We start from the raw sequence: 19,606 nt of genomic DNA, 5'->3' as shown, positions 1-19,606 counted from the left end.
TTAATAAAGCACCCTCATATCCGGCTTTAACTTCGGTACCGGCATCAGTAAAAACGGCTAATTCCTGGTTAATCTCCTCAATATCATCAGATGCCATTGCTTTATAAAAAGCGGCTCTTTCCGATTTTTGCGCAAAAACTTTTGCATTGCCCGCAAATAAAATCGCCAGGAACAAACAAACAAAAGCAATGCGACTTTTTATATAATTCTTCATAAACCTAACCAAATGTAATAAATAATACGTGCTGCACAAACCACCTGGTTGCTTTACCAATATAGTAGTATGCGCAACCTTTTAACCCACATTTAGTTTTAAGTTTTTACTGCGGGTAAATTAAAGCAATACTATTTAAGATGTTTTATACTGATAATGGTTTAACTTATAGTCTAATAAATAGCAGTTGAACCATTAAAAACCGGTTTTCTTTCGCTTACTTTGGGGTTTGAATTTTTTTAAGGAACTTAATAGCATAAATATTTAACAGTATCTTCCGATAATAAAGTAATGAAAGTAGCAATAAGCGGTTTACATGGATAAAACTCAACAGTTTGCTGGCTCCTGGGCAGTAATTTTAGGAGGATCGAGCGGTTTTGGTTTTGCGACGTTGCAAAAATTGGCCGCGCATGGCATGAACATTGCCGTTTTGTACCGTGAAACTGCCATTACCGAAAAACCGCTTAAACAAAAACTTGCCACAATAGCGGCAGAAAACAGCGTTACCATTTTACCTTTTAACATAAATGCGCTTGAACAAACCGGTCGCGATTTATTTTTAAAACAATTTGCCCAGGTTGCTGTACATAAACATTGTGTTAAGTTATTGCTGCATTCTATAGCCCGGGGCAATTTAAAACCGCTTGCTGCAGAAGCTGATAACGTTTCCGTTCTTTCAATTGAAGATATACAGGCAACAACCTACGCTATGAGTAACAGTTTGTTAGACTGGACAAGGCTGCTGTTAGAAGCCGGGCTTTTTAATGCCGATGCGAGAGTGATTGGCCTTACCAGCGATGGTGCGCATAAATATTGGGAAAGCTATGCGGCAGTATCCATTGCAAAAGCATCATTGGAGAGCCTTACCAAATACATGGCGGTTGAGTTTAGCCGCTACGGGTTAAAAACAAACGTGGTACAGGCGGGCGTTACCGAAACACCATCGTTAAAAAAGATCCCGGGCAGCGATAAGTTGATAGCATTGGCTGGTGCAAACAATCCGATGGGCCGCATAACCAGGGCAGCAGATGTTGCAAACGTAATATATATGCTTTGTACCGATGAAGCATTTTGGATAAATGGTTCATTAATTCATGTAGACGGGGGTGAGCATTGTTTATAATTATTAGTTTTTGATACATGATGAATAACCATATTCTTAACCACTTACCATATAAATCCACTTTTCGTTTTATTGATAACATCACGTCGTTAAATGAGAATGGGGTTACAGGCGATTTTACATTAAAGCAGGATGCCTTTTTTTACGAGGACCATTTTGAAGGCAACCCGGTTACACCCGGCGTTATCATTACCGAAATTATGGCCCAGATAGGATTAGTTGTGTTGGGCATATTTTTAATTATGAAAGAGCCGGGTAATGATTTTACGAACGACTCATCCTTATATCCCGTGCTTACATCAACCGATGTTTCTTTTTATAAAATGGTTTTGCCGGGCCAAAAAGTTACGGTTATTTCCAAAAAACAATATTTTCGTTTTGGTAAGCTAAAATGCACCGTCGAGATGCTGGATAGCTCAAAAGAGCTTGTAGCACGCGGAACATTTGCCGGTATTATTAAACATATTGATATAAAATGAGCAGGCGCGTAGTAGTTACAGGAATGGGTGTGGTAGCGCCAAACGGAATAGGGGTCAGCGCGTTTTTAAATGCTATACAAAATGGAATATCTGGCATAAAGCTTATGCCCTTGTATGAGGAGCTTAAATTTAGCTGCCATGTTGCCGGCAAGCCGGATTTTTTGCTCGAAGATCTTAAAAATAAAAACTACATATCCGAAGTTACCTTTCATGGTTTAAAGGGAACCAATATTGGCTATGGCCTAATGGCCGCCCTTGATGCCTGGGCCGACGCCGGCCTGGCTTATGATACCGACGAGCCCCGCTGGGAAACCGGCTGCATTTTTGGTAACAGCGTATCTGATACCGAAGCCATGAAAAATGTAATTACCCGGGTTGATAATAAAGAAGCAAAAAAATTGGGTTCGCGCGTGGTTGAACAAGCTATGAACAGCGGCGTTACCTCCTACATATCGGGCAGATTAGGACTTGGCAATAAAGTAATTACCAATTCGGCGGCCTGTGCTACGGGTACCCAGGCCATTTTAATGGGATACGAAACCATTAAAGATGGTTATGCCAAGCGGATGCTGGTTGGCAGCAGCGAGTATGTGGATACTTATGTATTCGGCTCGTTTGATTCCATGCGGGTACTGTCCCGAAAGTTTAATGATCAGCCTGAAAAAGCATCACGGCCAATGAGCCTCACGGCCGGCGGCTTTGTCCCCGGATCGGGCGCGGCGGCTTTAGTTTTAGAAGACCTTGAATTTGCAACTGCCCGGGGAGCAAAAATTTATGCCGAAGTTTTGGGCGGATCAACCATCAGTGGCGGGCAGCGTACAGGTGGATCCATGACGGCGGCCAACCCGGTGGGCGTGGTAAGGTGTATAGAGGAAGCCATGGCCAATTCCCGGATCGGCGGGCATGATGTTGATCTAATCAGCGGCCACCTGACTGCTACTAATGCCGATATGCAGGAAATTCAAAACTGGTGCAAGGCCCTGAACAGATCAGGTGACGATTTTCCGCTGATGAATTCCCCCAAATCAATGATCGGCCATTGCTTAAGCGCGGCTGGTTCAATTGAATCGGTGGCATCAATATTGCAAATTGTGCATGGCTTTGCACACCCGAATGTTAACCTTGATGATCCTAATCCGGAAATAAGTAATTATATCGGCTTAAACCGTTTGCCTGTTTCCGTAGTCAATAAAGAAATTAATATCGTTGCAAAGGCTAATTTTGGCTTTGGCGACGTTAATTCCTGCTTAATATTTTCTAAATTTAACCCTAATGACACGACAAGAAATTTTAATTGAACTAAAAAAGGTTTTATCGCCATATACCCTTGATAAAGAAACACTGGCTAACATTGATGAAAGCACCGACCTTATTAAAGACCTAAAAATCAATTCGGCTAATCTTGTTGATATCATTATTGATGCCGAAACTAAATACGATATCGAGATAGACTACGATGCTGCCGATAAAATGATGAATGTGGGCGGCTGTATTGATGTAATAGAAGAAAAAACCAACCAGCAAACATGATCATAAGTGCCGGTAATGATATTGTAGACCTCCGGATCATCGACGCCAAACGCACAAAAGATCAAAGGTTTTATACAAAGTTTATTACCGGTACCGAAACGGCTTTGCACGGCCAGCCTCACCTGGCCGGTATGCCGTTTGAGTATTTTGTATGGATGGTATGGTCGGTTAAAGAGTCGGTTTACAAGTTCATGCGAAGGCACAATCCCAGTCTTGTATTTTCTCCCTCAAAAATTGTAATTAAGCAAATTGAATCCCCCGGGGCCATTGTAACTACGGCAGTAACCCAATCTGAAATTGAAGCAAAAGGCTTTGATTCTCAAATCACCTACAATGGCACTATTGCTTTTGGGGCAGATACATTCTATTCCCGGTCCATAGTAAGTTCCAGTTACATTGCCACATTTGTTAATAATACCAATAAACTTGAAAATATTTACTGGGGCATTAACCGCATAGACCAAAGCGACCCGGAATACCAATCAAAAGCAGTGCGACAATTCCTGTTAAATAAGCTGGCTGCCGTTTTAGAGCCAGGCAATTTAACTATTATCAAAAATCCATCGGGCTGCCCTGTTTTGTATAGCGTTGATAATGAGATAGATGTGCCGGTTTCGTTAACCCATCATGGTCATTACATAGCATATGCGTTTTTTTTGTGATGGGCTTATTTCAGGAAGTTAAGGCTTCAATCTTTTTAATATCGCGATAGCAAATATACAGCGGGATAAAACCGAAGATACCGAAACAACAATCTATACAGCGCCAGTAAATGGGGATGCCGCGGATAGGTCCGGCTATAAAAGCCAGCGGGAACACCATAACGCAGGCTATCATTCCAAACTGAATTACCCAGATATTTTTAACCGGATCTTTTAACGGGCCGATGAACGCAGTGGCAATAACCAGGTGACCAAAAGCAAGCCAGTCGGTGCCATAGCTTAAATAGGGATAATTTTCGTTGGTTGTTTTTACGGCCAGGTAAACTTTTGCTATCCAACCCTGCATAAAGGATGGAAATATATTGGCATGCGCTGCCAAAAAAGCCAGCTCGCTTTCAATCGGGAAGGCTGTTACCCCGCTTAATACCAACCCGATAATGAATACGATGACCCAGATTTTAACTTTTTTGCGCAGTTGTTGTTCGGTTTGCATGATGGTTGTGAATTTATGATTATTTTGTGCAAAGACGGGAGTCGCACAAGGGAAGTTCAAAGTTGCCCTTGTAAGGGGAATTAGGATAGATTTTATTATATTTGTTTCAAAGGAAATGGTGTCTTCCTACTTAACCGCCCTAAAAAGCTAATGGCGCCTACAATAATTAACCCGCGGGATTTATCCTGCACTAATTTTTTGTAGGTGAAAAATTTTCAGATCAAATCCATTTCAAACACACACTGCCGTTTAATACAGCTTAATACAGCGCATTTTTCTTTCTCCAATCCGGTATTATTTAAGGTATCCTGCATCAGTATTTCTATATCGAAGTTTCTATGCTTTACTAACAATCAATCAGTTTTAAAACTAAATTAGCATCGCCATACAATGAACGATAAAGTATTTCTGTCAGAACATTTTTCGATAGTGAAAAACCTGTTGAGGTGGACACTCATCATCATCCCCATAGCGATAGCGATTGGCAGCCTGGTGGCTTTGTTTTTATGGCTGCTTAGCTGGTCTATTCATTTCAGGTTTAAACATCCTTACCTGTTGTATTTTTTACCTGTTGCGGGTATTGCTATCCACTTTATATATAAACTGGTTGGCGGCTCATCCGAAAAAGGAAACAACCTGATCATAGATGAGATCCATCAACCCGGCTGCGGCGTCCCTAAGCGTATGGGGCCGATTGTGCTGCTCGCCACCATTATTACGCACCTTTTTGGTGGCTCGGCAGGGCGCGAGGGCACAGCAGTGCAGATAGGCGGCAGCATTGCCCAGGCATTTGGCAAATGGTTTAAACTTACTGAAGCCGATACCAGCATTGTACTAATTGCCGGTATCGCGGCTGGTTTCGGAGCGGTTTTCGGAACACCGCTAACCGGGGCCATATTTGCTATGGAAGTTTTAACCATCGGCCGCATCCAGTACAATGCACTGCTGCCATGTTTAATAGCGGGCATTGTTGGCGATGTTACCGTTGCCACATGGGGTGTTCACCATACTGCTTATCATATTGTTGTTTTGGCAGGCACCTCTCATTGGTATTCTGTATATACCGCTTTTGATTTTTTATTACTGGCTAAGGTCATCATTGCATCTGTGGCCTTTGGTTTGGCCAGTTACCTGTTTGCCTACATGGTTCATGGCATTAAAGCGTTTTTTGTAAAACGAATTTCCAAACAATGGATGATACCTGTAATTGGCGGGTTGACCATTATCGGTTTAACAGCTCTTATAGGCAAACCCGATTACCTGAGCCTGGGGATCGACCCTGAACATATAGGCGCTGTCACCATTCCATCAGCATTTAACGCCGGTGGCGCCAATACCTGGAGCTGGCTCTGGAAAACTATTTATACCACAATCACCCTGGCAAGCGGCTTTAAAGGAGGCGAGGTTACTCCTTTGTTTTATATCGGGGCCACCCTGGGCAATACCTTGTCAGTATTAATGGATGCACCGGTTAGTCTTTTTGCGGCATTGGGCTTTATCGCTGTTTTCGCGGGCGCAACCAATACACCCCTGGCCTGCACATTTATGGGTGTTGAGCTTTTTGGCGGGCAATACGCACTGTTTTTCGCGGTGGCCTGTTTTACAGCCTACTTTTTTAGCGGCCATTCGGGCATTTACGGTTCGCAACGAATAGGCGTAGCTAAAATACAGAGCCGCTTTTCTGATGCGGCCACTATAGGTGAAGCCGGTAACCGAAGGCTGACTTATGTACAGAAAAAACTGGAAAAATATAAACTAAAGGCTAAAACAAAAAAAGACTAATTGTGCCGTTCAGGCTTTTTAGCCGGGCTTTTAACTGTATCCTTTGGAGCTTTCACCGGCGGCGGCAATGGAACGGGCTGGGTTTTAGCAACCGTATCTGTTGCCGTTTTAATCGGTTTCTGCTTTGTAGTATCAGTTTTAAGCAAACTATCCTTGCCCATTAATAATGGCTTTTTCAGGCTATCGGCAACAGCGGGCTTACCTGGCTTTGTGCCGGGTAAATTGGCTGGCTTGCCTTTTACCGGCAATTTGCCTCCCGGTGGCTTTACATCAGGTGTTTTGCGCGGCGAGATGATAGACTCCTTTGATACAGGCCTGTCCTTTGGTTTCCAAATAAAACCTTTTAATATCTTATCATCCTCTACTACTTTTTTTAGGGGCAGGTAGCGATTCTCGGGCTTGGTCATAAAACGGATACTGGTAAGCTTACTGTTTTTAAAGGATACCACCATACGGCTGCTGAGCGATCGCTGCATCCCTTCAACTGTATTGCTCACACTATCCCTTTTAAAGTATATGCTTTCGGCATTGCCAACCGTGTACATCTTATCCAACTTATCGTTTTTAAAAAAGCCGCGCATTTTTTTTCCACCCATCTGGTTAAAAAACAACGAATCATTCTTTTCGATATTTACAACAAATGCTGAAGGGAACAGCTCCATATTGTCCATTTTTTTGTTCCGCATCTGCACGTAGATGGTATCGCCGGATAGTTGTGAGCCCTGTGTCCAGAACATAGGATTTACATAACACCTGATGGTAGAATCGCTGTTGCTGTAAAAAATCGAGTCGGCCTTCCCCTGCAGATCCGATTTAAACAATTTTGCGTGATGATGCGCTATCACAATCCTCACACGCGCCGTATCCTGCAATTTAATTTCGCGTTGGGCAAATACCGGGTCCCGCTTAATCTCCTCGGCCCGTATACTATCCTGCCTTGCTTTTTTTATAGCCGATAATTTATCTTTTTTTATTTGCGTAGTATCTATTATCACTTTGGGATGTCCAAAAAAATCAGTGTGCCTGTAGGTTGTATCTTTGGGTATCGAAAGCCTTCGGGCCACCAGTGCTTTGGATAGTTTTTTACTTTCGGTGATCTGTTTCCTTGCTGCCGCCGATGTATCGCGAACATAGGAAAAAGCCAGTCGTTGTTTTTCCTGGTACAGCTTCAGGTTTTTATAGGTCAGTATCTGGGTTTCCAGCGTATCGGCCGTCATATAAACAGAATCCTGCTTTACTTTTCCGGCTTTAGCTGTATCTGCCTGGGTCTTTATATTTTTTGTATCCTTAACAGGTTTAACCGCTGCTGCCAAATTGCCTATCTTCTTTTTGGCATCGGCCGGGCTTATGTTTTTTGCTTGCGCGGATACTCCTTTTACTACGGAATCAATTTTAACCGAGTCTTTTTTTGTTAATTTAGGTTTAATCTGGCCCGCCATATTGGCCACATCGGCTATATTTTTAATCTGTTCCGGTGTAACCACTTTATTAGGAACGGTTAACTTCCGTGCTGCGGAATCAATTTTAGCCGAGTCTTTTTTTGATACAACAGTATTAGGCTGAATTTGCCCTGCCAGGTTTGCCATGTTGGTTATCTTCATGGTATTGGGTGGGGGTTTAAGCGTTTTGGTTTTAGCAGTAGGTGTTGCGGGCGGCACCGAATCTGTTTTCGTGGTGTCTTTTTGTTCGGTAACCAATACCATGTAAGCGTTTTGGGTAACCATGGTGCGCTCATCGGCTTTAAAATATTCGGCCAGGTTGCCTTTCATGGTTATTTTTTGTTCCCGGTCAATAAAGGTGACGTTTTTAACCGCCCGGCCATATCCTTTCAGCTTATCGTAAAACAAACTATCGCCTTTTAGTGATTTTGTGCCTTGCTTATAGTGGTTTTTTTTGCCGAAGCGCGCCTGTTCTGTAACGGTATTGTACTGCCCGTTCTCGGTATACAAAGTATCTTTGTCTTTTTTGCCGTAAATATTGGTTGGGCCATAAAAGAATGCGATGCGGGTACCCGTGTTATATTTCATGGTATCGGTTTTGATGATAGCATCAACCGTATTTAAAACCACATCATAGCGAAAATAGGAGTCGCGCGAGAAGGCGAAGTAGTAGCCGTTTTTACTGGTGAGCACATTATCTTTGTTAATAAGCTTACCGCCGCCTGTATAAGTTCCTATGCGCGTTGCTGTATTGTAGGTAAGGTAATCGGTGGTAAGGGTAGCGTCCTTATCCACCATTTTAACATTATTGGTTAAAATGGCAATTTTTGTATTACCGTTATAGTTTAACTTGTCCGAGTAGATGTTCAGCGTATCTCCCTGGTTAATGTTTACGTTGCTAAAAGCATCGAAAGCATTATCCTGCGGATAGAAATAGGCGCTATCCGACCGTAAGAGTGAAAAATCCTGTTTAAATACCCCCTTATAAACCTTAATAACATCGCGGCCATTTATTATTGCGCGGGTGCTGCTTTCTGATTGTATCAGGTTTACAATTGATTTTTTTTGAGCCATAACCGTGGCCGCCATCATCAATAACAAAAAGCTTAAAACATATTTTCTCACTGCGGCAAAATTAGTTTTTTGTTGGGGTTATTAAATTAATAATTTTGATGAATGCTTCCAGTTATCCAATTTGTTAATTTTATTGAACAAAATGCCTTGTTTGCACCCGACAGCAAGGTTTTGGCTGCTGTAAGCGGTGGTATGGATTCTGTTTTAATGACTCACTTATTAAAGGCTTCGGGAATTAATTTTAGCATTGCTCACTGCAATTTTCAGTTACGGGGCGATGAAGCCCTGCGCGATCAGGAGTTTTGCAATAACCTGGCTAATAAACTGCGGGTACCCTTTCATACCATCAATTTTGATACCATACAATATGCCGGCGTACATAAAATATCTATCCAGATGGCCGCCCGCGAACTGCGTTACCAATGGTTTGATACTTTATGCCAGCAATCGGATTACCAGGCCATTGCGCTTGCACATCACCAAAACGATGCGATTGAAACAATATTGTTAAATCTTACCCGCGGAACCGGCATTGCTGGCTTACACGGCATATTGCCCAAAAACGGGATGCTGGTGCGCCCACTGCTGTTTTTAAAACGCGGAGAAATAGCTGCCATTGTAGCCGCCAATAAATTGAACTTTGTGGAAGACAGCTCAAACGCTTCTGCAAAATATGCCCGCAATATGATAAGGCTGAAGGTGGTGCCCAAACTAAAGGAGCTAAACCCATCGCTCGAAAAAACTTTTGAAAATAACCTGAAACATTTCAGGGACCTGGAACTCTTATTGGAGAACCAGGTTGCCGCATTAAAGAAAACGATTTTACAGCAAGGGAAGGATGAAACGTTTTTATTGCTTGCCGATATTAAAAAACTAAACCCGCCCCGTCTTTTGCTATTTAAGTTATTACAGCAATACGGTTTTAATGAAACAACCGTTGATGATGTGCTATCGGTATTAGATAAGCATTCGGGCCGGATCTTTGAATCAGCCGGGTATTTACTGGTGCTTGACCGCGACAGGCTGATCATTAAACAAAAGAAAACCGGAGTGCAGGAAGCTGTGAGCATACCGGAGCAGGAACATGAGGTTTATTACGGCGGATATAAGCTTAATTTGTTACATGATGATAGTCCGCTAATTATAAAAGATAACCCGCTGGCAACATCAGTTGACGCGGCTTTGGTGGTATATCCGCTCACGATACGGGCATGGCAGGAAGGCGATTATTTTTATCCGCTGGGGATGAAGGGACGAAAAAAACTGAGTGATTATTTTATCAACCAGAAGTTACCCTTACATCAAAAGGAGGACGTGCCCATACTGGTGAATGGCAACGGCGATATAATTTGGGTGGCAGGTCTCCGCCCCGACGAAAGGTATAAAGTAAACAATAACACTAAAAAAGTTACTATATTCGAATTGTACAAATTATGACAAGCGAGAAAACTGTATTTGTAGAAAAGCAATACCTGGGCCGTGAATTCATCCCTATTACCATACGCCTGGTTTTGGCTATGTTTTGCTTTGCAGCCTACTTTTTTACCGATGAGCGGGAGCGCAACGGCGATTTGCTGGTGGTAGTTGGCTTCGCTATTATCATCATATCCATCATTATGGGCTTTCTGCTGCATTATAGTACCACGGTAGAAAATAAAAGCATCCGCCTTAGCGGCTTATGGACCGCCCGCGTTGTAAAAATCGACCTGAATGGCATTGTAAAAGCCGAAAAAGGATTATACAGCCGTTACCTTTTTAATAACCCCGTTTATAACCTGCATACCAAGGGCACCATTCGTTTTTATGCTGCCGGGAATGACGCCATTCATTTAACAGATAGAGACGGCCTGGTTTACATCATAGGCTCGCAGCATGTCAATGAGTTTTTAAGGGCGATAAGGGAAGAGATGAAAAAGTAAGTTCCTTAGTGCCTCGTATGAAAAAATCCTATTAATGCATTATAGTCTATCAGGAGATGGCAAGTAATAAGGATTTTTAGGTTGCGGTATTTATGGTAGTGGTAACCAAAAACCAACCCGATTAATAAAGGGATCAATACATTTATTACAGTACCGTACCCGATATGCCCCAGGCTAAAAATTACCGAAGAAATAATTACAGGTAAATGTTTGCCTTTAAAAAAAAGGCTCAATCTTGGCATCATATACCCCCTGAAAATCAATTCTTCCAGTAACCCTGCTGTAAAAATGCCGAATAGTTTAACCGGAATACTAAACTTAAGCATCAATAGCATAACATTGCTTACTTTAAGCGCGCCCCATAGTTTAAAAGGCAGGGCGATTATAATTACCCCTATCAGTATAATCATCAGGATTGCAAAAACCGATAGTATAGAAAACCCTATTGAATAACGATTCTCGGTCCATAATAAAAAGGGCTGCTTTTCTTTATTTAAAACGTACAGGTAAATAACAGCAAAACACAACCAGAATGCTATCCTGGTTATTGTGAAACGGGTTTGCATGGGTAAACTATGAGCGGTAAGCATCGAGAATATTTTTGAGCCAACTGTTAAGCAAAAAAGCAATGCAACCGTTATTATAAGACCGTTTAAAATAACTGTGTTTTCTTTCCTATTTGTCAATGATACCATCACCCCTGGTTTAGTTATCCAATGATACTGAAAATAAGGTATAGTTTTGGCCTTACTCCTGCCCCATAATGCTCATCAGTTCATCAATAAATAAAATAGCGGCCTTTTTGCGGTAAACACCTTTTTGCCACAGGATATATGATTGCCGCTTGATTCCCTTTGCAATAATGGGAACAGCCGCCACTTTATCCCATCCTATAAGTGCTTTTTCATTAAGTATGGTAGCCCAATGGCCGCTTTGAACTAATGAGAGCAGCGAATGCACATCATTCAACTCAATTTTAATGTTTGGGGTTATTTTACTTTTGTAAAATAACTCATTAATGAATTCGCGGGAGCTGAACCCTTTGCCCGGTAACACAAGGTCGAGCGCGGCCAGGTCTTTCAGGTTAATTTTTTCGAGTTTAGCCAGGGGATTGTTTTTATCCACCACCATTACAATACTCGAACTAAAAAGCCATTGCATTTCCAGGTCCTCATCGTCCGACTCATTATGAAAAGCCAGGATCATATCCAACTCGGATAAGCGAAGCTTTTTCTCCAGGTCTTCGGGATTGCCATAGGTAATAAAAATTTTAATCCCCGGGTATTTGGTAGAAAACGGTGCAAGGGCCGGCAACAACAGCGAGGTAAAAGCGTATGAAACGCCAAGGTTCAATTCGCCGGTGGCTGCGCTATTAAGCTCGGCAATGGCTTGTTTGCCTTTTTGTACCGCTGCCAGTATTTTGCGGGCGTGTATTAAAAATATGTGCCCCGCTTCGGTAATGCGCACATGTTTGCCCACCCTGTCAAACAAAAGCAGTCCCAGCTCTTCCTCCAACTGCTTAATTTGCTGCGACAACGTGCTCTGGGTAATAAATACAGCCGCCGCGGCTTCGGTGAAGTTCATCGTTTCGGCCGCTTTTACAAAATACTGTAATTGCCTAAGCTCCATAATCAATCGTTTTTAACGATCATTTCTATTAAAACAATCTATTTTACAAATATATCATCATTGCGGATATTTGCATCATAAACAATTTCAATAGTCTTGTATTAAGATCTCCCCTGGATTTGCTTTTGTAATGAATGAATAAATGAATGTCTTCCGCTCTTTAAAATACCGTAATTTCAAGTTGTTTTTTTACGGTCAGTCTATCTCTCTTATTGGTACCTGGATGCAAAAAACAGCTGTAAGCTGGCTGGTTTACAGGCTCACCGGCTCGGCAGTATTGTTAGGTATAGTTAGCTTTGTAAGCCTGATCCCTTCGTTAATCCTTGCGCCGTATGCAGGCAGTATTGTCGATAGGCATAACCGTTACCGTATATTGGTTATAACCCAGGTAGTATCCATGCTGCAGGCCGGTGCACTGGCCTTTTTAATATTGTTTAAGTTTTATAACATCCCGGCCATTATTGGGTTGAGCCTGGTGCAGGGCATCATCAACGCGTTTGATGTTACCTGCCGCCAATCTATCATGGTAGAAATGGTTGATGATAAAGCCGACCTGCCCAACGCCATCGCGGTAAACTCCACGATGACCAATTTTGCACGTATCGCGGGGCCAGCCGTGGCGGGTATAATTTTAAGCACTTTTGGGGAGGACTTTTGTTTCTTCGGCAACTTTTTAAGCTATATACCCGTGCTGGCCTGTTTATTTATGATGAAGCTGAATACAACCGTAACAAGCAAACTGCAAAAAAGCATCTGGGCAGAGCTGCAGGACGGTTTTAAATATGTGTCGGGCGACCGCGACCTGAGCAGCCTGATCCTGATGCTTACCATAAGTAGCTTATTTGTGATCCCCTTTAATACCCTGATGCCCATTTTTGCAAAAGATATTTTTAATGGGGATGCCAAAACCTTTAGCTGGTTTGAAAGCGCCGCGGGTGTAGGTTCGGTGATCAGCGCGGTTTATTTGGCCAATTTAAAAACAGGTAAAAACCTGGTAAAGATCATCATTACAGCAAGCCTCATTTTCGGATCGGCCGTACTGATGGTGGCTTATGCCGGCAAACTGCCATTCGCTTTAATATTTATGGGCTTTACCGGTTTGGGGATGATGGCGCAAACATCGGCCATCAATACCTATATTCAAACACATGCTATACCGGCCATGCGCGCAAGGGCTATAAGCTATTATGTTATGGCATACCAGGGAATGATCCCCGTAGGTAGCTTATTAGTGGGCTGGCTGGCCAATGAGCTTGGCCCAAGGCAGGCGGTTTTTATTGAAGGTGCGATAGGACTGCTGGCAACAGGTGTTTTTGTTTTGTATAAGAGAAGGCAGGAAGCAAAGGACAATATAGGCGGGAAGGCTATGTTGGCTAAATAAGTGTTGCGTTAATTGCCTATCTTCTTTAGAAGTTCGACGGTTTTAATTGTTTTAGTTAGATCACAATTTTCTTCGTAGCCTTTGTCTGGGTCGAGGCCGAATTGCTTCATGATTTCGGCCCTGATTTCACGGTTTTGGGGATTGCGAAGGTCAAAATGCATTTTGTAACCAGGACGTTTTTGATAATCATATTCGCCGTTGTTCGCAATCGTTTCTTTTATATCAATGGTGTTAAATTTAGGTCTAAAACCGATCCCATAATACCCAAACGGATTGTATGCTTTTCTTGAAGGGCTGTTTTCCGGCACGAAGGGGTTATCGACATTTACATATTTATTAAAACCTGCAGCTGGTATTTCTGCACTGATCATTCCCCACTGCAAAAACACGCTGAACCTGGACGGTGAGATATGCCGACCATGAGACATTGGAAAATCAAAATCGTTATTCAATAGTTTTTTATGTCCAATGATTTCAAATTCGCCATAAAAAAGTAAATTATCCATCATATAGTCAGATGGCAAGGCACTGCACCTTTCTAACTTATCGATATTGATTTCTTTGCTATCAGCAACATAAGTGTATATTTTAATTAAAACGGGTTTTGCCATAAATAAGGAAAGCCCATGCCCATCTTTAAGTAGATATTTTGCCCTCAATTCAGCAACATTCAAAAGTATCCGACCAAAGCCATACTCGCTCCTGCTAATTTTAAAAGTGAAAAAATCGCCCACTTTATACTTTACATTCTTCCTGGTAGCTTTTTTGAATAAATTTAAATCGGCAATATAATTCTTTGGAGCCGATTGGATAAACTCATCAATCCATTCAATAAGGTCTTTCTTTACTATACCGTTTCCTTCCCACCAGCTGTCATAAAACGTAGTTTGTGTGGTATGACTGCCTATAAAGATTTTTCCATAAACATCAATTATGCAATAAACACCTATAGGATGTCGTGATTCTAACACCGAAGCAGTAAGCTTTTTCTCTTTACCCTTGCCAGTTTTAGGCATCAGTACTGTTCGCAATTTCGTTAGTTCGTCGTATTGCTTTTCTTCATACCCATCTTCTGTTGATACGATATGCCTTTTAATGACATCTCCCTCAAAATAAAGAATACTTTCCTGTCTGTAGTTATCTCCCTTGAGCATCACCCTTTCCCATTCAGGATTGATAGGTTCCAAGCCAAAATATATTCTTTGCGGGTTGGTTAATTCAAATTTCATTAAAAAGTGACATTGAGGTTAAGGTTGTATTTTACTTATGCAAATCCCGGCAATACACCAAGCCTTCGCCAACCCGGAAAGGGCTTTTCATATTTTACATCTTCAAACCAATCTCTCTTAACCGCTCATCCAGGTACTCCCCGGCAGTGATATCGGAATATAATTTAGGGTGATCGGAGTCAATACATGATTCCAAACTCGTCAGATCCATACCCGATTTAGGGTGCAGGAAAAATGGCACCGAAAAACGCGAATATTTCATCAGCTCGCGGGGTGGGTTTACCACACGGTGTGTGGTTGATTTTAATTTATTATTGGTTAAGCGTTGCAGCATATCACCAACGTTCACTACCAGGTCTTCGCCATGGGCCTTAACCGGGAACCAGGCTCCTTCGCGTGTAAGCAGTTCAAGGCCATCGGCGCTGGCACCTATCAACAGCGTAATGAGGTTTATATCCTCATGCGCACCGGCACGCACTGCGTCATCAGGAACCGAATCAGGGTCGGTTATCGGGAAGTAATGCAGCGTGCGTAATATAGAGTTACCGTTGTGTACTTTGTCGTCGAAATAATTTTCGGGCAGGTTCAAATAAACCGAAATGGCCTGCAGCAGGTGTTTGCCGGCAGCTTCCAGCTTTTTATAAACCTCCAGCGTAGTAGTATTAAATGATGGCAATTCATCAACCACTACGTTATCAGGGTAAATATCTTTGATCGGGTCACCATCGGTAACGGTTTGGCCAATCTGCCAAAATTCCTTCAGGTCGGGTGTTTTAAAGCCTTTTGCTGTTTCTTTTCCCTTACCGGTATAGCCGCGCTGGCCGGCCAGGCCCGGAATCTCATATTTTTGCTTTACCGCATCGGGCAATGCAAACAGTGCTTTAACCTGCTCATAAAGCTCATCTATTAATTGCTTGCTTAAGCCGTGGTTGGTTATGGTAACAAAGCCGGTTTCATTAAATGCTTTACCGATATCGTCAGAAAACTGCTTACGATCGGCAGTGTTGCCGTTTATATAATTATTAAGATCAAGTCGTGGAATATTTACTGTGCTCATAGCTGTCGCTTTATAATAAAAAGTAAAATTATTTAAATTTTAAGTTAGCAAGTACAAAGTATAAATAAAAAATTGTTTAACCCTTTAAATCACTATCCAAACAATGGCAACCGGATAAAACAATTTTTCAGTTAAACGTTTTATACTTTGTTTTGTCATACACATAGTATCGACAACAAAACTGAATGAAAAAATGAAATATATAAGGAAAATATGCGGTTTAAGCTTAATAGCATTTTTGATAATGCTTGCCGCACCAACTATAAGCAAGGCCCAGGAGGAGGGCGGCTACGTATCTGACCAGGAATTTTATGACGAACTTTCCCCTTATGGTACCTGGGTTGATGACCCGCAATACGGAAATGTATGGGTGCCTGATGTGGAAGACGGCTTTAGGCCATATGCAACCCGCGGGTATTGGGTTGTTACCGATTATGGTAATACCTGGGTATCTGATTATCCCTGGGGATGGGCAACTTTCCACTACGGACGCTGGCGTTATGATAATTATTATGGCTGGGAATGGATTCCGGGCCATGAATGGGCTCCTGCCTGGGTAAGCTGGCGCAGGGGCGGCGGCTACTATGGCTGGGCTCCTTTAACTCCGGGCATAAGCATCAGCCTGTCATTCGGCAACAGCTATCGCGTGCCCGATTCATATTGGGTATGTGCTCCGCAGGCATACATCAACAGCCCTAATATTTATAATTATTATGCACCACATACACGGGTAGTTAATATTATAAACCGTACTACAGTTATCAACAACACGTATGTTTATAATAACCGCACGTATATAGCCGGACCAAGGGTTGCCGAGATCAGGAGGGTTACCCGGAATAATAATGTACCGGTTTATAGGGTTAACAACACCAACAGGCCCGATGGCGGCGGCAGGGTTGCGAACAATACAGTAAATATTTATCGTCCACAGGTAACAAGATCAGCCGATGCAAGGCCTGCAAGGGTCATCAATGCAGTCGAATACCGGAAAGCTAACCCAAACCAGGGCATAGCTAACCGTGCAGGCGGACAAGCAACTGTAAACCGTAATAATGCCACACGATTAGCTGATGTAGCTAAAAGTAACGACACTAAATTTGTAAGGGTTAACAACAACAGACCGGCAAAAGCGACCCAGGATAACAATCGTCCGGTGCAACCAAACGCAAGGCCAAATGATCAGCAAAACAGGCAACAGGTCGCTGAGCAAGCCAGGCAGCAAAGAGATCAGCAGCAAAACCAGGCCAGGCAACAGCGCGATCAACAACAAAATCAAGCGGTTCAACAACGCCAGCAACAGGCTAAGCAACGTCAGGATGCTCAAAAAGAGCAGCAAGTTCAACAACAGCGCGATCAGCAACAGCAGAACCCTCAAAGACAGCAACCGGTAAAGCAACAACGCCAGCAGCAACAGGAAGCGCAAAAACAACAACAGGTTCAGCARCGTCAACAGCAGCAGGAAGCGCAACGCCAGCAACAGGTTCAACAACGTCAACAACAACAGGAGCAGGCTGTTCAACAACGCCAGCAGCAACAGGAAGCGCAAAAACARCAACAGGTWCAGCARCGTCAGCAGCAACAAGAGCAGGCTCAACAGCAACGTCAGCAGCAACAGGAAGCGCAAAGACAGCAACAAGCTCAGCAGCGTCAGCAGCAACAGGAGCAGGCTCAACAGCAACGTCAGCAGCAACAGGAAGCGCAAAGACAGCAACAAGCCCAGCAGCGTCAGCAGCAACAGGAGCAGGCCCAACAGCAACGTCAGCAGCAGCAGGAAGCGCAAAGACAGCAACAAGCCCAGCAGCGTCAGCAGCAACAGGAGCAGGCCCAACAGCAACGTCAGCAGCAGCAGGAAGCGCAAAGGCAGCAACGCCAACAGCAGCAGGAAGCGCAGCGCCAGCAGCAGCAGCAAAAAGAGCGCGAACGTAAGCCCGCCAATTAAAAAACTGTTTTAAATTATAATCAATAGCACATATAAACAAACATTAATTAGTTTATATGTGCTATTTTTATTGCTGCTATATATAAGCCAAATTAATTATGAAATACCTGCGCAAACTTAGTTATCTTGTTGTTTTTGCCTTATTGCTTCCATTTTTTTATCCGTTAAAGGGTAAGGCCCAGGCCGTAAATACATCAACACAGATCAATTTTATTGAAAATTCATGGAGCCAGGCTTTAAAGCAGGCTGCTGCCAAAAACAAATATATTTTTGTGGATGCCTATGCCAGTTGGTGCGGCCCATGTAAAATGCTTAAGGCAACTACCTTTAAAAACAATAAAGTAGCCGAGTTTTATAACAACAATTTTGTGAATGTAGCTATTGATATGGAAAAAGGAGATGGACCGCAACTGGCTGTGCAATGGGGCCTGCGGGCTTATCCCACACTTATTATTTTTGATGCAAAAGGAAACCCGGTTTACGGTACAGTTGGCTTTATTAAGGCCGATGACCTTATAAAATTTGGTGTAAAAGCCCTTAATAAATAATAGTCCGGTTTAAACAAACTCAAAAGCCGCAATCCTTTATTATGCAATGATGAAGGTGTGGGCAATAATGCGCCTCTTGGGTACGCTTAATAGGGTCAAAAGCAATTGTTGCAACTAATAGTAATCTTTTGCCTGCGCTTTTTGGAAGAAAGCGCAGTAAATTAAGGAAGACGGAAATAAAAAAAGGCCGGAAAACTCTCGCAGTTTTACGGCCCTACATCTACCTATGAAAAACAACCCTTTTGAGAAGGGTATTAAGTTATATTCAAATGAGATGCCAATTATCAAATAGGAGTTAAAAGGCACAAAAAGGCACATTTATATATCTGCCATAATTTATTTGTGGAAACTCTTCCCCGGCTAATGGGGAGAAATTGCACAACTGGTTGATTTGTAGTTGAGTATTCTCAATAACGCGGGGCATATGCCTGCAGGTAAAATTTGCCAACTTAAATAAACATTCCAGAAACCATAAACCAGAAACATTGTTACTGCTTATATGGATTATAATGTTTACTTATTGGCAACCGATCCTAAAAATCCTTGCCGGGATATCATCCATTCCAGGGACACCCGTTTGAAGGTTAGGGTCTTTTGTCTTGATGAAGAAGGGTTTAGTCCGGATGCCAATGAGATCCAGCTATATGGCTATGCCAATAGCAAGCTATACGCCTTTGAAACCATAGATATCGCGGCCGATGACGCACTTGACCTTGTAGGGGCCATACAATGGTACGCCGACTATATCGATGATCCTGAGATGGAAATACTTCCGGAGGACCCCCGTCCCGATGAAAATATAGCTATGTGAAAACCCTTACGGCAGCCTTGCAAATGGCCTGCAAAAATGTAATACCTTAATAAATAACCATTTAACATAAAATGTAAAATATTTTTTGAAGAATAGATCAAAGCTTCTATATTTGCAGACCCAAAAGGAAGGGAGTTTAGCTCAGCTGGTTCAGAGCATCTGCCTTACAAGCAGAGGGTCACTGGTTCGAACCCAGTAACTCCCACCAAGTGGAAGATTAAAGACTTCCAAAACCCTGTAAATTAGCTGATTTACAGGGTTTTTTGTTTCTATCCATATCAAATCAACCAAAGT

At 42.6% G+C, this 19,606-nt stretch carries 19 protein-coding genes, 1 tRNA gene and 1 riboswitch; of the genes, 13 read left to right on the top strand and 7 right to left on the bottom strand.

Going from position 1 to position 19,606, the window contains the following annotated elements:
- The coding region (locus AC1DPZ_RS08320) for a hypothetical protein (RefSeq protein WP_477402522.1) at window positions 1-214 on the bottom strand (214 nt) is incomplete at its 3' end.
- Window positions 215-530: 316 nt separating this feature from the next.
- Here AC1DPZ_RS08320 and AC1DPZ_RS08315 point away from each other — a divergent pair.
- From AC1DPZ_RS08315 to AC1DPZ_RS08295, 5 genes are read left to right on the top strand one after another with little or no spacing between them, the layout of a single operon-like run.
- The gene (locus tag AC1DPZ_RS08315; protein ID WP_477402521.1) at window positions 531-1,337 is read left to right on the top strand and encodes an SDR family oxidoreductase; all 807 of its coding nucleotides are present in this window, start codon (window positions 531-533) and stop codon (window positions 1,335-1,337) included.
- 17 nt (window positions 1,338-1,354) lie between these two features.
- A complete protein-coding gene (locus tag AC1DPZ_RS08310; RefSeq protein WP_477402520.1) occupies window positions 1,355-1,816 on the top strand; it encodes a 3-hydroxyacyl-ACP dehydratase FabZ family protein in 462 nt (153 codons plus the stop codon).
- Window positions 1,813-3,114, top strand: coding sequence for a beta-ketoacyl-[acyl-carrier-protein] synthase family protein (locus AC1DPZ_RS08305; protein ID WP_477402519.1), 1,302 nt, complete (start codon window positions 1,813-1,815; stop codon window positions 3,112-3,114). The genes AC1DPZ_RS08310 and AC1DPZ_RS08305 overlap by 4 nt, the downstream gene beginning before the upstream one ends.
- Window positions 3,089-3,346 carry an acyl carrier protein gene (locus AC1DPZ_RS08300; RefSeq protein WP_477402518.1) on the top strand — a complete coding sequence of 86 codons (258 nt, stop codon included), beginning with the start codon at window positions 3,089-3,091 and terminating at the stop codon, window positions 3,344-3,346. Before AC1DPZ_RS08305 ends, AC1DPZ_RS08300 begins: the two co-directional genes overlap by 26 nt.
- Entirely contained in the window at window positions 3,343-4,008 is a 666-nt protein-coding gene (locus tag AC1DPZ_RS08295; RefSeq protein ID WP_477402517.1) for a 4'-phosphopantetheinyl transferase superfamily protein, read from the top strand. The genes AC1DPZ_RS08300 and AC1DPZ_RS08295 overlap by 4 nt, the downstream gene beginning before the upstream one ends.
- A 10-nt stretch (window positions 4,009-4,018) precedes the next feature.
- On the opposite strand, the gene AC1DPZ_RS08290 is transcribed toward AC1DPZ_RS08295, so the two are convergent.
- A complete protein-coding gene (locus AC1DPZ_RS08290; protein ID WP_477402516.1) occupies window positions 4,019-4,501 on the bottom strand; it encodes a hypothetical protein in 483 nt (160 codons plus the stop codon).
- 102 nt (window positions 4,502-4,603) lie between these two features.
- A riboswitch (Fluoride riboswitch) is annotated at window positions 4,604-4,668 on the top strand.
- A gap of 223 nt (window positions 4,669-4,891) precedes the next feature.
- Here AC1DPZ_RS08290 and AC1DPZ_RS08285 point away from each other — a divergent pair.
- Window positions 4,892-6,283: a voltage-gated chloride channel family protein gene (locus AC1DPZ_RS08285; protein ID WP_477402515.1), complete on the top strand. Its 1,392-nt coding sequence runs from the start codon at window positions 4,892-4,894 to the stop codon at window positions 6,281-6,283.
- Here AC1DPZ_RS08285 and AC1DPZ_RS08280 read toward each other — a convergent pair.
- A complete protein-coding gene (locus tag AC1DPZ_RS08280; RefSeq protein ID WP_477402514.1) occupies window positions 6,280-8,847 on the bottom strand; it encodes an OstA-like protein in 2,568 nt (855 codons plus the stop codon). The genes AC1DPZ_RS08285 and AC1DPZ_RS08280 overlap by 4 nt on opposite strands.
- A 51-nt stretch (window positions 8,848-8,898) precedes the next feature.
- Between AC1DPZ_RS08280 and tilS the strand changes: the two genes are divergently transcribed.
- The gene (gene tilS / locus AC1DPZ_RS08275; RefSeq protein WP_477402513.1) at window positions 8,899-10,233 is read left to right on the top strand and encodes a tRNA lysidine(34) synthetase TilS; all 1,335 of its coding nucleotides are present in this window, start codon (window positions 8,899-8,901) and stop codon (window positions 10,231-10,233) included.
- A complete protein-coding gene (locus AC1DPZ_RS08270) occupies window positions 10,230-10,715 on the top strand; it encodes a hypothetical protein (protein WP_477402512.1) in 486 nt (161 codons plus the stop codon). Before tilS ends, AC1DPZ_RS08270 begins: the two co-directional genes overlap by 4 nt.
- Window positions 10,716-10,720: 5 nt before the next feature.
- Here AC1DPZ_RS08270 and AC1DPZ_RS08265 read toward each other — a convergent pair whose 3' ends face one another.
- Both AC1DPZ_RS08265 and AC1DPZ_RS08260 read right to left on the bottom strand, forming a co-directional pair.
- Complete coding sequence (locus AC1DPZ_RS08265) at window positions 10,721-11,305, bottom strand: CPBP family intramembrane glutamic endopeptidase (RefSeq protein WP_477402511.1); 585 nt, start codon at window positions 11,303-11,305, stop codon at window positions 10,721-10,723.
- Window positions 11,306-11,462: 157 nt separating this feature from the next.
- The gene (locus AC1DPZ_RS08260; RefSeq protein WP_477402510.1) at window positions 11,463-12,344 is read right to left on the bottom strand and encodes a LysR substrate-binding domain-containing protein; all 882 of its coding nucleotides are present in this window, start codon (window positions 12,342-12,344) and stop codon (window positions 11,463-11,465) included.
- Window positions 12,345-12,486: 142 nt separating this feature from the next.
- On the opposite strand from AC1DPZ_RS08260, the gene AC1DPZ_RS08255 reads away from it, so the two are divergent.
- Window positions 12,487-13,725 carry an MFS transporter gene (locus tag AC1DPZ_RS08255; protein ID WP_477402509.1) on the top strand — a complete coding sequence of 413 codons (1,239 nt, stop codon included), beginning with the start codon at window positions 12,487-12,489 and terminating at the stop codon, window positions 13,723-13,725.
- 8 nt (window positions 13,726-13,733) lie between these two features.
- Here AC1DPZ_RS08255 and AC1DPZ_RS08250 read toward each other — a convergent pair whose 3' ends face one another.
- Together AC1DPZ_RS08250 and AC1DPZ_RS08245 are read right to left on the bottom strand one after the other, a co-directional pair.
- Window positions 13,734-14,954 (bottom strand): immunity 26/phosphotriesterase HocA family protein, encoded by a 1,221-nt coding sequence (locus AC1DPZ_RS08250; protein ID WP_477402508.1) that lies wholly within the window; start codon window positions 14,952-14,954, stop codon window positions 13,734-13,736.
- A gap of 94 nt (window positions 14,955-15,048) precedes the next feature.
- A complete protein-coding gene (locus AC1DPZ_RS08245) occupies window positions 15,049-16,011 on the bottom strand; it encodes an isopenicillin N synthase family dioxygenase (protein ID WP_477402507.1) in 963 nt (320 codons plus the stop codon).
- Between the two features lie 244 nt (window positions 16,012-16,255).
- Here AC1DPZ_RS08245 and AC1DPZ_RS08240 point away from each other — a divergent pair, with 244 nt between their 5' ends.
- From AC1DPZ_RS08240 to AC1DPZ_RS08225, 4 genes are all read left to right on the top strand, one after another.
- Complete coding sequence (locus tag AC1DPZ_RS08240; protein ID WP_477402506.1) at window positions 16,256-17,953, top strand: DUF6600 domain-containing protein; 1,698 nt, start codon at window positions 16,256-16,258, stop codon at window positions 17,951-17,953.
- A 98-nt stretch (window positions 17,954-18,051) separates the two neighbouring features.
- Window positions 18,052-18,501 (top strand): thioredoxin family protein, encoded by a 450-nt coding sequence (locus AC1DPZ_RS08235; protein WP_477402505.1) that lies wholly within the window; start codon window positions 18,052-18,054, stop codon window positions 18,499-18,501.
- A 499-nt stretch (window positions 18,502-19,000) separates the two neighbouring features.
- On the top strand, window positions 19,001-19,312 hold the full coding sequence (locus tag AC1DPZ_RS08230) for a hypothetical protein (RefSeq protein WP_477402504.1): 312 nt from the start codon (window positions 19,001-19,003) through the stop codon (window positions 19,310-19,312).
- A gap of 130 nt (window positions 19,313-19,442) precedes the next feature.
- Window positions 19,443-19,520 (top strand) — tRNA-Val (locus AC1DPZ_RS08225).
- Window positions 19,521-19,606 lie beyond the last annotated feature (86 nt).

Source organism: Mucilaginibacter sp. P4_G9 (assembly GCF_056400985.1).
The sequence above is the reverse complement of the archived record's forward strand: the minus strand, read 5'-3'. Positions and strand labels throughout refer to the sequence as shown.